Source organism: Brevibacterium sp. XM4083, from assembly GCF_006489205.2.
Taxonomy (GTDB): Bacteria; Actinomycetota; Actinomycetes; order Actinomycetales; family Brevibacteriaceae; genus Brevibacterium.
Window position 1 is genome coordinate 714,695 of record NZ_VFYR02000002.1, and the last position, 15,804, is coordinate 730,498.

Here is a 15,804-nt window from a genome sequence, read left to right on the forward strand (position 1 = left end):
TGCCGGCCGGGCGTCCTGCTGGAGCCGGAACCTTGTCCGCCGTGGCCCTGGCACCGGGGAAGTGTGTCAGGACTGGTGTGCTTCGGAACCGGGGAAGTGCCCCGAAACCCCATGCACGGCGGGCAAGGATCGAGCCCGAGCAGAATCAGATCACTCCGGGGATCACCTCGTTCTCGCGTTCGGCGAAGGCCTGCTGCGCGCCGACGAGGTACTCCTCCCAGGTCGGGGCGTCCCAGATCTCGACTCGGTTTCCCATGCCGATCACCGCGACTTCCCGGTCGAGTGATGCGTACTGCCGCAATATGTGCGGAACGGTGATCCGTCCCTGCTTGTCCGGCTGGTCCGCGAAGGCCGCTGACAGGAACACGCGCTGGTAGTCGCGCGCCTCCTTGTTCGTCTTCGGCGCGTTCTGGATCCGCTCGTGCTCGGCTTCGAACTCCGTGGTGGGGAACAGGGTGAGGCAGTTCTCCTGGCCACGTGTGAGAACGAGTCCGGGCGAGAGCTCGTCGCGGAACTTCGCGGGCAGGATGAGGCGACCCTTGTCGTCGAGCTTCTGCATATGAGTGCCCAAGAACATGTCGTCTCACCCCTTTCGAAACCAATCGGCTCCGATAGCAACCACAGTACTCCACTTCCCTCCACCCAATCCAGCACCTGACCCCACTTTCGCCTGAGAACCCGATAAACGCCCAGGTCAGACCCGTGGAGGAAAGTGGAAGAAATCTCCCGCCCGCGCGTCTCCGGGGGTTCCGAGGAGGGCGGATTCGGGTCCGGACGACCACCTCGGCGCGGTCCTCTTCCCTGAGATTCCGGGGATCGTCGCCGAGGTGGGGCGATGTGGGGAGGGAAGTGGGGAATCCGGTGGGGCGAAGTGGAGGAGGTGGTGGAGGAAGGTGGGGAGGGAAGTGGGAGGGCGGAGATCCTGAGAGGCTCCCGTGTGCGGACCGGGCCCGTTATAAGGGACAATGGACGCATGTCGACGAGCCAGGAAGCCACACAGACCAATTCAGTCATCGGTGCCGAGCACATCGAGTGGGTACAGCAGCTGACATCACGGGCGCGCACTGCGATGAACTCAGTGCTCGAGGGCAAGGACGAGGCCGTGGGCCTCTCCCTCATCGCCCTCCTCGCCGGCGGCCATGTCCTGCTCGAGGATGTGCCGGGCGTCGGCAAGACCCTGCTCGCCCGGGCGATGGGCAAGGTCGTCGACGGCTCGGTGCGCCGCATCCAGTTCACTCCGGACCTGCTGCCCACCGATGTCGTCGGCGTCAACCTCTTCAATCAGGAGACCCGGCACTTCGAGTTCCGCCGCGGTCCCGTGTTCGCCAACATCATCATCGCCGACGAGATCAACCGCGCGTCCCCGAAGACGCAGTCGGCGATGCTCGAGTGCATGGCCGAGGGCCAGGCGACGATCGACGGCGAGACGCACATGATGCCCTCGCCGTTCATCGTCGTCGCCACGCAGAACCCCATCGACATGGAGGGCACATACGCCCTGCCCGAGGCCCAGCGCGACCGCTTCATGACGCGCATCTCGCTCGGATACCCGTCGACGGCCGACGAGGTCGACCTGCTCGACAACCAGATCGAGCACGATCCGCTCACCGCCGCGCAGGCGGTGACGAGCCTCGAGCAGATCAAGCAGGCCCGCGACATCGTCCGCCATGTCTCGGCGAGCCCGGCGCTGCGCGAGTACATCGTCGCGATCCTCCAGGCGACGCGCAGCGATCAGGCGATCGTGCTCGGCTCCTCACCGCGCGGCGGCGTCCACCTGCTGCGCGCCGCGAAGGCCAGGGCCGCCCTGTCGGGTCGCACCTTCGTCACTCCCGACGACATCCAGGCGCTTGCGCCCTTCATCCTCGCCCACCGCATCATCCCGCGCGACGGCGACGACTCGGAGCTCGCGGCCGACCTCATCGCCCGCGTGCTCGCGCGAGTGCCCGTCTCGACGAATCAGTGACGGCATGCGGCTTTCGACCTCGGGAATCATCTTCATCATCGCCGGAGCCGCGCTCATCGTCGGCGCCTACCGCTTCGCTCTGCCCGGTCTTCTCCCGGCAGGACTGCTGCTCATCGGGCTCGTCGGCCTCTCCGCCGCCCTCATCGGCTGGGGCACGCGCCGGATCTCGGTGACCCTGCACACTCCCCTGCCCGAAGTCCGGCTCCAGCCCGGAGACGAGCGCTACCCGCTGGCGCCCGAAGGCAAGGAAGTCGAGGTCGACGCCGTGGTCCGCAACACCGGTCACCTCGCGGTGCCCGCGTCGACGATCGACTTCGTCGCCGCCGACGGCTTCGGCGACTCGACCGTCGGTGAGGTGCCGCCCCTGGCCGGAGGCCGCTCGCAGAACGTCGTCACCTCCTTCACCCCGAACCGTCGCGGCCTCAGCGGCATCGAGGCGGTGCTCGTCACCGTCGCCGGTCCCTTCGGTCTCGTCACGGCGAAGAAGAAGGTGCTCGGCGCGCAGCCGATCGCCGTGGCCGTGCCCTCCCTCGGCGCTCGGATTCCCGGGGACACCGCGAATCGGCCGGCGCGCCTCGACGAGGGCAAGATCCGCTCGGGTCACACGACCCGCGACTTCCACACCCGGGAGTACGTACCCGGCGACGATCTGCGCCACGTCCACTGGCCGACGACGGCGAAGTCGGGCGAGCTCATGGTCCGTCACGAGGCCGAGGAGGAGACGCTCCATGCGCTCATCGTCGTCGATCTCGTCGGCGCCGAGGAGCCGCCGGACGATCTCGAGCAGGAGTTCCTCCTCGCCGCGGCGGCCGCCGCGGGTGTCGCCTTCCTCCGCGCCGACTACGAGGTCTGCATGATCACCCCCGGCCATGAGTTCCGGTTCCGCGGCCCGCGCGACGTCGACCGTCTGCGCCTGCTCACCGCGCTCGTCGAACCGGGACCGGCCCACCTGCCCTCGCACGACAATCCCAACCACGTCGTCATCTGCGCCGCCGATGACGCCCGCGCCCAGGCGATGGCCGCGCAGTTCACGCGCCGGATCCCCATCACCGTCCGCAGCCTCTCGGAGATCGATGACATGACGATGCTCGGTTTGAGCGAAGACCTGCCCGAATCCTGGACGACCTTCGACTCGAAGCGGGTCGTGCGATGAGCGCCGACGTCCTGCAGCCCGACGTCGTGCAGCCCGGAGTTGTGCAGGAGGAGCGGCAGCGCTCTTCGACGTGGCTCGAGTCGCTGTCGGTGTTCGTCGCCATGGTGCTCACCGCGATCGGCCTCTCCGCGGTGTTCTCCGACTTCGACTGGCTGCTGCCGGTCCTCGTCGCCGTCTTCCTCATCGTCCTCGTCGGGGCGATCTTCCGCAGCATCCCGGGGCTCAGGGCCACCGGCACCGCGGTCATCGCCCAGTGCATCGTCGGCGTCATCGCCGTCCTCGTCCTCTGTGCCCCCGACACGCTGCTGGCAGGGATCATCCCGACCGGTGAGTCGTTCGTCGCCGTCATCGACCTCCTCTCGGCCGGGGTGAGCGACCTCTACGCCTCGACCCCGCCGGCGGAGAGCACGCCCGGCTTCACGGCGATGCTGACGATCGCGTTCACGCTCATCACAATCCTCATCGACGGACTCGTCTCCGACCTCCGCGCCCCGAAGGTCAGCGGCGTCCTCCTGCTCGTGCTGTGGATGATCCCGGTGTTCTTCGCCCCCGCGCAGGTGCGGTGGTGGCACATCGCGGCGATCCTCGCCGCGTTCCTCCTCCTAATGCTCAGCCCCTACTTCCCGCACTCGAAGTGGCGCGGCGGGCTCACCGCAGTCGTCGCCGGCGCGGTCGCGATCATCCTCGGGATCGCCCTGCCGACTCTCCTGCCGCAGGTGCCGACGCTGCCCAACCGCGCGTCGAACAATCAGGGCGACCTCACGGTGACGAACCCGTTCCTCGATTTGCGCGCCGACCTCGGCGCCCGCGACGATTCGACGCTGTTCACGTACACGACGACGGCGGAGAACCCCGAGCCGATCCGCCTGACGTCGATCAACTCCTTCGACGGGCAGACATGGGCGCCGACGCCGTTCGGACTCGACCAGTTCGCGATCGCCGCCGAGGGCCTGCCGTGGCCGCAGGGTCTGCCGCGCGACCAGGGCTACTCCGAGCAGCGCATCGACTTCTCGATCGGCCAGTACGATCAGCAGTACCTGCCGACGCCCTACGCCCCGCAGCAGCCGGAGGGACTCGACCGCCGGTGGATCTACGACGAGTCCTCGCTGACGATCGTCGGCAACGGGGAGCGCTCCGGCGGGCTCGACTACTCGATGAACTACCTGTCGATCGAACCCGATGTCAGCGTCATGCAGTCGGCGACCCCGGTCAACTCCGCGGAGTTCGAGACCGAGCTCGAAGTGCCCGAGACCCTGCCGCAGAGCGTGCGCGACACCGCCGACGAGGTCACCGCCGGGGCGAGCAACCAGTGGGAGGCCGCCGTGCTGCTCCAGGCGTACTTCCGCAGCGGCGAGTTCGAGTACTCACTCGATGCCCCGGAGGAGGCCAGCGGTGACGCGATCTCCGACTTCCTCGTCGACAAGCGCGGCTACTGCGTGCAGTTCTCCTCGGCGATGACGATCATGGCCAGGACCCTGGGCATTCCCGCCCGGATCGGCGTCGGTTTCGCCTCCGGCACCGAGAACGGGGGCGAGTACCAGGTCTCGATGCAGGATTCCCACGCGTGGCCGGAGCTCTACTTCGACGGTGTCGGCTGGGTGCGCTTCGAGCCCACACCGGGCGGACCGGCGGGGGCGCCCCCGGCGTGGACCGTCGCCGACGGCAATGCCGATGAGGCGAATGAGGAGACCACCGAATCCGCCACGCCGACCGCGGAGCCGACGGAGAGCGCATCCGAGGCCGCCCCGGCGACCGAGGAGGAAGCGACCACCGAGGCGACGGATGCCGCAGCGGAGCCGGCGAACTCGACTCTCGGCACCGTGATGTGGGCCGTCATCATCGCCGTTCTCATCCTCCTGCTGCTCGCGATTCCCGCGCTGTGGCGGGTGCTCCAGCGCCGTCGCCGCACCGGCTCCCCGGTCGACCTCGAGAACGTGTGGACCGAGATCAGGGCTCTGGCGACCGATTACGGACAGAGCCTCGATCCGAGCCGCACCCTCCGCCACAGCGAACTCGTCCTCGCCGGCGGTCCCGCCGTCGCCGAGGCGGGTGCTCGCGCCGCCCGCGGTGAGACGCGGTCCGACTCCGGCTCAGCCGAGCGCAACGGGGTCGACCGGGCCGGGGTTGCCGGTGTCGCGGGCGCCGGGGCTGCGGGAGCCGGGGTTGCCGACGGAGGTGCCGGTGCGGCTTCTGGCGCAGGGGCCGGGACGTTCAGTCCGTCTGGCCCGAGTCACGGCCGCACCGACGGCGGGCGCGTGCCCGCGAGCCAGGCGGCTGCAGGTTCCGACGGCACCAGCACGCTCGGCGGTTCGACTGGGGGACGTCCCCCGTCGGCGCTCGGCCTCGACGCTCTGCGAAGCCCGGTTCCGTCGGCCGCCGGCATCCGCCGTCACGACGACACGGCGCTGTCGGCGTTCATCGACGCCCTCGAAGCGCAGCGCTACGGCGCGCAGGCCACGGACCTCTCCCCCGCCGAGGTGCAGGCCGTCGTCGACGAGGTGCAGACGGACCTGTCCGAGCATGCGACACCCGGCAGCCGGATCTCCGCGAAGATCTGGCCGGCGAGCATCTTCAATCCCCCGAGGTGACCGCCCGCCGCGCGTCGACCGACCACGACCCGCTTCCCACCGCCGCTTGGGCACACCTGGGTTTCGGCGGCTCAGTTCATTACCTGAGCCCTCCGGCCTGGACAGAGCTGCCGACGAATGTCCGCGCGCGGGCCCGGCGTCATCTCTCCGAGTCCTCCTCGGACGCCACTCCTGTCCGCCTCCGGTGACATTGCGCCAGGTCGAACCGAGATGGCCCCGACAAGGACCGGCCATCCCGAATCCAACTGGCGCACACCGCCGATCGACCCGACCTGTCCTTCCTCCCACTGCTGGCTGGTCCGACCCGTCCCGCCTCCCCCGGCCGCTTGAGCTCACCTGGGTTTCGGCGGCTCAGTTCATTACCTGAGCCCTCCGGCGTGGACAGAGCTGCCGACGAAAGTCTGCGCGCGGGCCCGGCGTCATCTCTCCGAGACCTCCCCGCCGCCACACCTGCCCGCCTCCGGTGACATTGCGCCAGGTCGAACCGAGATGGCACCGGCAACGACCGGCCATTCCGAATCCAGCTGGCCCGCACCGCGGATCGACCCGACCCGCCCCGCCTCCCACCGCTGGCTGGTCCGACCCGTCCCGCCTCCCCCTGCCGTTTGAGCTCACCTGGTTTTCGGCGGCTCAGTTCATTACCTGAGCCCTCCGGCGTGGACAGAGCCCGAGTTCGCAGGCGCCTGCGCGAGGGCGGCGGCACGCCCAACTGCGCACGGGCGGTGGCACGCTCAGCCGCGAGCGGACGGTTGCGCCCGCGCGCGGGGCATGCGAAAGGGCACCGGGATGATTGCTCATCCGCAGTGCCCTTCGAAACTCAGAGGCTCACGGCACTCACCGGTGCCGAGTGCTCACTCCCCGCGCTGGCGCTTCTCCCAGCGATCCTCCATGCGGCTCATGAAGCCACCGGAGCTCTTGCCGTTCGACTTCGGCGCCGCTCCTGATCCCGAGGAGTTCTTCGCGCCATCGCCGACGCGTCCGGGACGGCTGAATGCCCAATACATACCGGCGACCATGAGACCGAAACCGACGACGCCGAGGGCGATCCACGCAACCGCCTGATTCACCATCGAGATCGCGAAGATCGTCGCGGCGAGACCGGCGAGGGCGACGAGGATGCCGACGACGAAGCGCTTCGCCGAGAAACCCGGACCGCTCACTGCCGCCTGGGATTCCGAGATGTTGCGTGCGAATCGGGGGTCTTCGCTGCGCAGCTGCTTCTCCAGCTGATCGAGAAGCTGCTGTTCGTGATCGGAGAGTGGCATGTCGAACCCCCGTTTCCTTACTCTGGCCTATTGCCCCAATCATAGTCTCTGAACACTGAAAAAACATCTTCGGAACGGGGCAGGCGGGGGTATTCCCACCCCGTCCTCAGACTCACTGATGGCGGCTGAACGCGCGCCCTGTGCGACGTCCGCCGCACAGCCTCCTGCGCCCGTCTCTCCGGGCGAACAACGGCCCTGGCCAGAGACCCTGCGAGGCGCGCTGACCACCCTCTCACACGATGTCCGAAACCCGCTGGTGACGCGTCGGCTCCCCCGTGCCGAAACCCCGTGGACGTCAGCGCTTGGGCTGCCGGCGGAGGAGGGAGGCCTGCGAGATCGCCTCGGTGCCGAACCGGCGTCGCACGTCGTCGAGGGCGACCTCCGCTTCGCGCCCGGCGTGCTCGGGTTCGTCCAACCGGGCTTGCCGCCCGCTGACGGCGAAGTCCATGAGCCCCGCAGCGCGGACTCCGAGCAGCCGGACGCCCTTGGTCCGCTGCTCCCGCAGTCCGCGCAGCGCCGGCCCGAGCGCCTCGTACATCTCCCGGGCCAGATCGGTGGGAGCTTCGAGGGTGATCGACCGGGACAGCGTCGTGAAGTCGTCGAGTCGGTACTTGAGCCCGAGCGTCGTCGCGACCTTCCCCTCGGCCCGCACGCGGTGCGCAACCTTGTCGCAGAGCCGCAGAAGCTCGTGCTCGAGCTCCGAGAGATCCCAGACGTCGGCGCCGAACGTGTGCTCGGCACTGATCGACCGGTCCTTGACCTGGCGATCCATGCCATGGGAGTCGAGTCCGTGCGCGCTGCGCCACAGGTGGTGCCCATGCGCACCGAACACCCGCCCGACCCACGCTTCGTCCATCGCCGCAAGATCGCCGATGAGGCGGATACCGTACTTCGCGAACCCCGCCTGGGTCTTCTCCCCCACGCCGGGCAGCGCCTCGATCGGCATCGGGTCGAGGAAGTCCCGGGTCGCGGCGAGCGGAACGAGCAGCTGACCGTGCGGCTTCGCCCGCGCCGAGGCGAGCTTGGCGACGACCCGTGACCCGGCGATCCCGACGGAGGCGCTCAGTCCCGTGCGCTGCTCGATCTCCGCGCGCAGCTGTGTCGTGATGTGGACCGGGGACCCGAGCCTGCGCACCGCCCCGGAGACGTCGATGTACGCCTCGTCGACGCTGACCTGGAGGACGTCGGGTGTCACCTCGGCGACGAGGTCGAAGACCTGCTTCGAATACGCGGAGTACAGGCCATGGGAGGAGGGGATCACCTCGGCGATCGGACACAGGCCGATGGCCCGGGACATCGGCATCGCTGCGTGGACCCCGAACTCACGGGCCTCATAGCTGGCGGAGACGACGACACCGCGCCCGGCCCTGCCGCCGACGATGACGGGCCTGCCGACGAGTTCGGGACGTGAGAGCAGCTCGACGGAGACGAAGAACGAATCCATGTCGAGATGGAGCATCGTCGCTCCCGTGTCATCCGTTCCCAGGTGCTCGAGGTCACCGCCGGAACGGGCCAGCTGCTTGCGGCTCATGTCCCACCCACGGATCGAACTTTTCGGCTCCCGCACGGTCTGCGGGTAATCTGTGACCATGGTATCGCGCAGCACTGTCACGACGATGACGCTTGCCCTCGGCCTTGTCCTCGCCGGATGCTCGGGACCCAGCGACCCGACGTCTCAGTCGACGTCGACCCCGTCGGAGTCCGCGACGCAGACCGACGCCACCGCAGCTCCCAGCGATGCGGGCACCGAGAGTCCGACCCCCACCGAGGCGGCCCCCACACAGGCCGAACTCCCCGACTTCATGGCCCCCTACGAGGGCGCCGAGGTGATCTCGAGTTCGCGGGCGCAGGCCGAGTCCGGGAAGCTCGATCAGGTGAGCATCGTCATGCGGGCGGAGGCCGAACCCGACGACATCGTCAAGTCCTACACCGAGAAGCTCGAGCAGGCCGGGTTCGAGACCTTCGGCGACGGGTCGCTGACGAAGGCCGCGCAGGTCGTGAACTTCCGTCACAAGGACAACGACGGCATGCTCGTCCTCACCGTCAGCGACGACCCCGCCGACCCGAAGTCCTCGATCGTGTCGCTCGGCGGGACCATCGCTCCGTGACCTCGCCCGACCGCGTCGAGTCCCTTGACGCTCCCGCGGACATCGCCGCCGAGGTGGCGGCCGGCCTCACCTCCTTCCTCACCGCGAAGGCGGCTGAGTTCGAGGCGATCTCGCCCGATACGACGGAGATCGGCACCGCGCTCATCGACTTCACCCGCGGCGGCAAGCGGATCCGCCCGGTCCTCCTGTGGTGGGGCTATCAGCTCGCCACCGGAGGCGGGCGCCACCTCGGTGAGGGGACGGGCTCCACGCGTTCGGCACTCACCGAGGCGGCCGCCTCCCTCGAGCTCCTCCACGCCGCGGCGCTCATCCACGACGATGTCATCGACCACTCGGACACCCGGCGCGGCGAGCCGGCCCTCCACCGCCGGTTCGAGGCCCTCCATGCGGCACTGGGCTATCAGGGCGGGGCCGAGCCGTTCGGGGTCGCCGCGGCGATCGTCATCGGCGACATCTGCCTGGCCCTCAGCGAGGAGATCTACGAGACCGCGTGCGACGCCCTCTCCGGGTCGGCCACGGCGCAGGCGCTGCGCGCCCAGATGCGTCGGGACGTCATGGTCGGGCAGTTCCTCGACGTCCGCGCCGAGGTGATCCCGCTCGACGATGACCGCATCAGCGAACGGGCGTGGGAAGTCCTGAGCTTCAAGTCCGCGAAGTACTCCGTCGAACAGCCGCTCCTGCTCGGCGCCGCCCTCGGCGGGGCGAGCGACGACCAGCTCGCCGCGCTCTCCCGCTTCGGTCTGCCGCTGGGACAGGCGTTCCAGCTGCGCGACGACGTCCTCGGCATCTTCGGCGACCCGGCCGCGACCGGCAAACCCGCCGGTGACGACATCCGTGAGGGCAAGCGCACCGTGCTCATCGCCGAGAACCTGCGCCGGCTGCCTGCCGAGCGGCGGGAGATCCTCGCCGCGCGCCTCGGCGTCAGCGACCTCAGCGACGCCGAGGTGGCCGAGACCGTGACGATGCTCGCCGAGGCGGGCGGACTCGCCGCCGTCGAGGAGCTCATCGCGATCAAGCACGGGGAGGCGCTGAGCGAACTGCGCCGGTGGTCCGACGACGCGCAGGCGCTCGACGCGGCAGGGTCAGGAAACGCTGGGTCAGCAGACGCTGGGTCGGCAGACGCTGGGACGGCGTTCCGCCTCGGCGCGGGTGCCCTCGAGCGGCTCGAGGACTTCGCGACGAAGCTGAGCTACCGGCAGCGCTGACGCAGTCAGAACGCGAGCGCCTGGGCTCGGCGGCGGACTTCCTTGCGGTTGCCGGCGCGGAGCAGGTCGATCGGGCGTCCCGGCAGGGAGTCGTCGGGGGTGAAGAGCCACTTGATCGACTCCTCGGCGTCGAAGCCGGCGTCCTTGAGGGTGCTCAGCGTGCCCTTGAGCGGGGTGAGCACCGCACCGTCGACGAAGAAGGCCGACGGCACCCGCAGCACCTTGGGGTCGCCGTGCTTGTACCCGCAGATTGCGCCGTCTTCGAGGAGTCTGCGCACCTGGGAGATGCCGAGACCGGTGGATTCCGCGATGTCCGGCAGGGTTTCCCAGTCCTGGACGAGTTCTTCCGTATTCACCCCTCAAGCCTAGCAAAATCGGGAAGAAACACGCCGCCATGCGGGCGCCAATCCCGGGTCCGGCGCGGGGTTCTCGATACGCTGGTGGTTGAAACTTCCCCAGAGAGATGAAGCCGAACAGGTGACAGATGACTAGCACGCGACGGAAATCGCAGATTCCCATCACCGCCGCCCCTGACATCCGTGCTGCCTCACGCGTGAGTTCGACCGGCCCGATCCCCCGCCCTGCGGGAGCGGAAGCCGACACCGCCGAGGCGGCCCCGACGCCTGCCCCGGAATCGCCGTCCCAGCGGGGCGCGTCCCAGACAGCAACCGCAGCACAGGCTTCGGTCCCGCAGGCTTCGACCGCGCAAGCCCAGCCTTTGCAGGCCCCGGCACTTCAGGCTTCGGGACCGCAGTGGACGTCGGGCACGCAGAGCGAGACGGTGCCCGTCACCCACGGCGGACGCACCTACAAGGTCAGACAGGGCGACACGCTTTACGCGGTCGCAAGCCGTCACGGCGTCTCCGTGCCCGCCCTCGCCGAACTCAACCGGATCTCCCCCCGGCAGAATCTCAGCCAAGGGCAGGTCCTCTCCCTGCCGGAGAAGAACGACCTGCCCGACACCGACCCGTCCCACGTCGTCGCCCCGGGCGAGACGCTCAACGGGATCGCTGCGACCCACGGGATCTCCCCGGGCACGCTGCGCCGCGCGAACGCGTTGGGCGACGATTCGCTCATCCGGGTCGGCGAGCTGCTGCTTCTGCGCGACGGCGCAGCGCGTCCGCGCCGCCACGCACCGGACGTCCCGGAGGCGCTGCCGCAGGTCGCCGGCGCCGAGGGCATCCGCCCGAGCGTCGTCCGTGCCGCCCGCCTCAACAAGGCCACCCTGCTCGCCCGCACCCATCCGACCCCGGAGCAGGCGCGCTTCCTCGTCGCGCAGATCGCCGAGGAGCTCGGTGCCGACCCGGCGCTCATGCAGGCCGTCGCCGCCCAGGAGTCCGGTTTCCAGCACGCCACGGTCTCGGCCGGGAACGCGATCGGGATCATGCAGGTCACTCCCCGCTCGGGCCGGTGGGCCAGCGACATCGTCGGACGCAGCCTCGACCTGCTCGACATCGCCGACAACATCGTCGCTGGGACCGTCATCCTCGGATGGCTCGTCGAGACCGCCGAGTCCGAGACCGAAGCACTCGCCGGCTACTACCAGGACCTGCGGACGGTGCGCGAGGACGGACTGCTGCCGGAGACGAAGGCCTTCGTCCGCGCCGTGCAGATGCAGCGGGGCCGCTGGGAGGAGGCACGATGAACGCGCTGCCCGATCCGCTCATCGGCGTGGTCCTCAACGACCGCTACCGGATCGACGCGAAGATCGCCCGCGGCGGCATGGCCATGGTCTACCGCGGCACCGACCTGCGCCTCGACCGGGAGATCGCGATCAAGGTCATGCACGAACACCTCATCTCCGATGAGACGTTCGTCGAGCGCTTCCGACGGGAGGCGATCAACGCCGGTCGCCTCACCCACCCCAACCTCGTCGCCATCCACGACCAGGCGCGCGACGGCGACATCGTCTACCTCGTGATGGAGCACCTGCCCTCGGTGACGCTGCGCCGGGAGCTCAAGCACCGCGGATCGTTCACGCCGCGGCAGGCGATCGTCGTCCTCGACGCGATCCTCGCCGCCCTCGAGGCCGTCCACTCCACCGGCATCATCCACCGCGACCTCAAGCCCGACAACGTCCTGCTCGGCACCGACGGCCAGGTCAAACTCGCCGATTTCGGGCTCGCCCGCGCCGTCACCTCGGCGACGACGACGAAGACCCTCATCGGCACCGTCGGCTACGTCGCCCCTGAGCTCGTCACGCGCGCCGGGGCCGACGCCCGCACGGACCTCTACACCGTGGGCATCATGTTCTACGAGATGCTCACCGGAACGCAGCCCTACACCGATGACGTGCCCATCCAGGTCGCCTACCGGCATGTCCATGACACGGTGCCGCCGCCGTCGGAGCGGGTGCCGGGGCTCAGCCCCCGTCTCGACGCCCTCGTGCTGTGGGCGACGTCGAAGGATCCCGATGACCGGCCCGCGGATGCCGCGGAGTTTCGTATCGCCCTCGCCGAGGCGCGCGCCCAGATGAACGATGCCGAGCTCGATTTCGGTGACCCCGAGGCGGTCGCCGGGGAACACTCCCCCGCTCTGACCGCGAGCATCGACCTCGGCTCGGATGTGCCGAAGGAGAAGAAGTCCCGCACCGACGAGATCCCCTACCTCGAGGATGACGAAGCCGACGAGACCGCCGAGAAGGAGACGTCCGACGAGGCGACGACCGGGGACGGCGCCGAGGCGAGAGCCGGATCCGCTGCGAACGGCGAGACCACGGACCGGCGCTCCGCCGTCGGTGCCGGAGTCGCAGCCGGTGCCGGTGCCGTTGCCGGTGCCGGTGCGGTCGCCGCGTCCGGCAGCGCCGAAGCGGGATCGGCCGGTGGGGGCGGTACCGTCACCGCACTGCGCGATGAGTCGCCGACCGGTGGCGACGACTCTCCGGAGTCGTCCCCCGGCGATTCCCCCGAGAGCGCCGACCCCGGCACTCCCGACCCCGACGCCGAGCCCGACGCCGAGCCCGCTGCCGCGTCTGCCCGCTCGCCGAAGCTGAAGAAGGCGTCGAAGCAGAAGAAGACGAAGGCCCGCACGGGGACTGCGGTCGCCGCTGCGGCCGGTGCCGGATCCGGGTCCGGCGCCGCGTCAGCGCAGGCTGAACCCTCCGGAGGCGACACGGACGACGCGGGTGGAACCGTCACGGCGGCGGCCGCCTCGGCGGATCCGAAGCGCCGCACGCGCCGTCGCCTCGCGACGACCCTCGTCGCCGCCGCAGCGATCATCGTCCTCGTGGCCTGGCTCGTCATCGTCAACCTGCCGACCCCGACGTCGATCGTCCCCGGTCAGCTCGCCGGCAAGCCCGTCGCCGAGGCGACTGCAGCCGTCGAGGACAGCGGGCTGACGACGGAACGGCAGGAGGTCTTCGACGACCAGGTTCCGGCCGGCACCGTCGTCGGGTCCGAACCGGTCGGAGGCACCGAGCTCACCCCCGAATCGACGGTGACGCTCGTCGTCTCGAAGGGCGTGGAGATGTTCGCGGTCCCCGAACTCGTCGGTCTGACCAGCGATGAGGCGAAGTCGGCGCTCGAGGACACCGGTCTCGCCGTCGGCGACGTCAGCGAGGAGTACAGCGACTCCGTCGACAAGGGACGCGTCATCAGCGCCTCGGAGGACCAGGGCAAGGAGCTCATGCACGACACGGCCGTCGACCTCGTCGTCTCGAAAGGGCCCGAGCCGATCGCTGTGCCCAACGTCGAGGGCCTGTCCTACGACGCGGCCTTCGCGACGCTGACGAAGCGCGGATTCCGTGTCGGCAAGGAAGAGGTCTTCTCCGACACCGTTCCCAAGGGCGATGTCGTCTTCCAGTGGCCCAAGAGCACCGAGGCGAAGCCGTACAACTCGCTCGTCATCGTCCGCGTCTCGAAGGGCAAGGAGGAGAAGCCCGCCGACGAGAACAAGGACGAGAAGCCGAAGGACGAAGCGGACAAGGACGGCAAGTGACCGAAGTGCTGTCGCGGCTCCCGCGCTGAACCGGCAGCGACGCGACAAGGGCGCCCCTCGCAGAAAGAATCTGCGAGGGGCGCCCTTGTGTCAGACGACTTCAGGTCGGAAGGGGCCTGTGGCGGCCGCGTCCCCCACTGGGTACCGCACGCTGCGGTGCGGACTCAGCTGCAGCGCAGACTCAGCTGCGGCGCGTGAGGTACTCTGCGACCTGGAACGCCATCTCGAGCGATTGGTCGTGGTTGAGGCGCGGGTCGACGAGCGTCTCGTAGCGGCGGCGCAGGCCTTCGTCGTCGATCTCCGTCGCCCCGCCCATGATCTCGGTGACGTCGTCACCGGTGAGTTCGATGTGGAGACCGCCGGGGACCGTGCCGGCCTCCTGGTGCGCGGCGAAGAAGCCCTCGACCTCGGCCATGACGTCCTCGAAGCGTCGGGTCTTGTATCCCGTGCTCGAGGTGATCGTATTCCCGTGCATCGGGTCGCTGACCCACGTGACGTGCGGCAGCTGGTCGCCGATGCCGGCGAGGAGTTCGGGCAGGACGTCGTTGATCTTGCCGGCACCCATGCGGGTGACGAAGGTGAGTCGTCCGGGCTCCGCGTTCGGGTCGAGCTTCTCGGCCAGCGCCAGGGCATCGGCGGCGGTCGCCGTCGGGCCGAGCTTGACGCCGATCGGGTTCTGCACCTTCGAGAGGAAGTCGACGTGGGCGCCGTCGATCTCCCGTGTCCGCTCCCCGATCCACAGGAAGTGGCCGGAGACGTCGTAGGGCAGTCCGGTGCGCGAGTCGATGCGGGTCAGCGCTCGTTCGTATTCGAGGAGGAGCGCCTCGTGGGCGGAGTAGAACTCCGTCGTGCGCAGCGCATCGAAGTCGGCGCCGCAGGCGTCCATGAACCGGATCGCCCGATCGATCTCCCGGGCGGTCTGCTCGTAGCGCTGGTAGCCGGGGTTCGACGTGAGGAAGCCGCGGTTCCATTCGTGGACGAGCCGCAGATCGGCAAAACCGCCCTGCGTGAAGGCGCGGATGAGATTGAGCGTCGAGGAGGAGACGTGGTAGCCCTGGAGCAGGCGGTTCGGGTCGTGCCGGCGCGACTCCTCGGTGAATTCGTAGCCGTTGACGATGTCGCCGCGGAACGAGGGCAGCGTGACGCCGTCGCGGGTCTCCATGTCCGCGGACCGCGGCTTGGCGAACTGCCCGGCCATGCGGCCGATCTTGACGACCGGCATCGAACCGCCGTAGGTGAGCACGGCCGCCATCTGGAGCACCGTCTGGACGCGGGCACGGATCTTGTCCGCCTGGGCACCGGCGAAGGATTCGGCGCAGTCGCCGCCGGCGAGGACGAAGGCCTCACCGCGGGAGGCTGCGGCGATCCGCTGCTTGAGCACGTCGGCTTCCCCGGCGAAGATGAGCGGCGGGTAGCTGCGCAGCTTCTCGAGGGAGTCTTCGAGCGCTTCGGCATCGAGATACGTCGGTTGCTGCTTCGCATCCATCGTCCGCCAGTCATCGAGACCGCTGAGGTCGTCGGTGCCGGCTGCGGCGATGTCCGTGTGGGCGAAAACCGGATCGATATGAAGGCTCACTTCAGTTCTT

Annotated in this window: 12 protein-coding genes; 7 read left to right on the forward strand and 5 right to left on the reverse strand. The window is 69.2% G+C overall.

The features are described from left to right. Positions 1–145: 145 nt before the first annotated feature. Entirely contained in the window at positions 146–577 is a 432-nt protein-coding gene (gene mraZ, locus FJ887_RS09010; protein ID WP_040342214.1) for a division/cell wall cluster transcriptional repressor MraZ, read from the reverse strand. Positions 578–973: 396 nt separating this feature from the next. Between mraZ and FJ887_RS09015 the strand changes: the two genes are divergently transcribed. Genes FJ887_RS09015 through FJ887_RS09025 form a run of 3 tightly spaced genes read left to right on the forward strand, consistent with a single transcriptional unit; the run spans position 974 to position 5,704 of the window. After that, entirely contained in the window at positions 974–1,963 is a 990-nt protein-coding gene (locus FJ887_RS09015; protein ID WP_137826469.1) for an AAA family ATPase, read from the forward strand. A gap of 4 nt (positions 1,964–1,967) precedes the next feature. Beyond that, positions 1,968–3,116: a DUF58 domain-containing protein gene (locus tag FJ887_RS09020; RefSeq protein WP_137826470.1), complete on the forward strand. Its 1,149-nt coding sequence runs from the start codon at positions 1,968–1,970 to the stop codon at positions 3,114–3,116. After that, positions 3,113–5,704 (forward strand): transglutaminase TgpA family protein, encoded by a 2,592-nt coding sequence (locus tag FJ887_RS09025; RefSeq protein ID WP_249356864.1) that lies wholly within the window; start codon positions 3,113–3,115, stop codon positions 5,702–5,704. Before FJ887_RS09020 ends, FJ887_RS09025 begins: the two co-directional genes overlap by 4 nt. 851 nt (positions 5,705–6,555) lie before the next feature. Here FJ887_RS09025 and FJ887_RS09030 read toward each other — a convergent pair. Together FJ887_RS09030 and dinB are read right to left on the reverse strand one after the other, a co-directional pair. Beyond that, positions 6,556–6,969 carry an SCO2097 family morphological protein gene (locus FJ887_RS09030; RefSeq protein ID WP_137826471.1) on the reverse strand — a complete coding sequence of 138 codons (414 nt, stop codon included), beginning with the start codon at positions 6,967–6,969 and terminating at the stop codon, positions 6,556–6,558. 295 nt (positions 6,970–7,264) lie between these two features. Further along, entirely contained in the window at positions 7,265–8,500 is a 1,236-nt protein-coding gene (gene dinB, locus FJ887_RS09035; protein ID WP_137826484.1) for a DNA polymerase IV, read from the reverse strand. A 58-nt stretch (positions 8,501–8,558) separates the two neighbouring features. Here dinB and FJ887_RS09040 point away from each other — a divergent pair, with 58 nt between their 5' ends. Then, positions 8,559–9,077 (forward strand): hypothetical protein, encoded by a 519-nt coding sequence (locus tag FJ887_RS09040; protein WP_249356865.1) that lies wholly within the window; start codon positions 8,559–8,561, stop codon positions 9,075–9,077. Next, positions 9,074–10,282, forward strand: coding sequence for a polyprenyl synthetase family protein (locus FJ887_RS09045; RefSeq protein ID WP_137826472.1), 1,209 nt, complete (start codon positions 9,074–9,076; stop codon positions 10,280–10,282). Before FJ887_RS09040 ends, FJ887_RS09045 begins: the two co-directional genes overlap by 4 nt. A 5-nt stretch (positions 10,283–10,287) precedes the next feature. On the opposite strand, the gene FJ887_RS09050 is transcribed toward FJ887_RS09045, so the two are convergent. Continuing rightward, positions 10,288–10,638, reverse strand: a complete 351-nt coding sequence (locus FJ887_RS09050) for an Rv2175c family DNA-binding protein (RefSeq protein WP_137826473.1) — start codon at positions 10,636–10,638, stop codon at positions 10,288–10,290. 128 nt (positions 10,639–10,766) lie between these two features. Here FJ887_RS09050 and FJ887_RS09055 point away from each other — a divergent pair, with 128 nt between their 5' ends. Both FJ887_RS09055 and FJ887_RS09060 read left to right on the forward strand, forming a co-directional pair. Further along, entirely contained in the window at positions 10,767–11,927 is a 1,161-nt protein-coding gene (locus FJ887_RS09055; RefSeq protein ID WP_249356866.1) for a lytic transglycosylase, read from the forward strand. Continuing rightward, complete coding sequence (locus FJ887_RS09060; RefSeq protein ID WP_140954939.1) at positions 11,924–14,218, forward strand: protein kinase domain-containing protein; 2,295 nt, start codon at positions 11,924–11,926, stop codon at positions 14,216–14,218. Before FJ887_RS09055 ends, FJ887_RS09060 begins: the two co-directional genes overlap by 4 nt. 181 nt (positions 14,219–14,399) lie before the next feature. On the opposite strand, the gene FJ887_RS09065 is transcribed toward FJ887_RS09060, so the two are convergent. Next, a complete protein-coding gene (locus FJ887_RS09065; RefSeq protein ID WP_137826475.1) occupies positions 14,400–15,794 on the reverse strand; it encodes a class II 3-deoxy-7-phosphoheptulonate synthase in 1,395 nt (464 codons plus the stop codon). Positions 15,795–15,804: the final 10 nt, after the last annotated feature.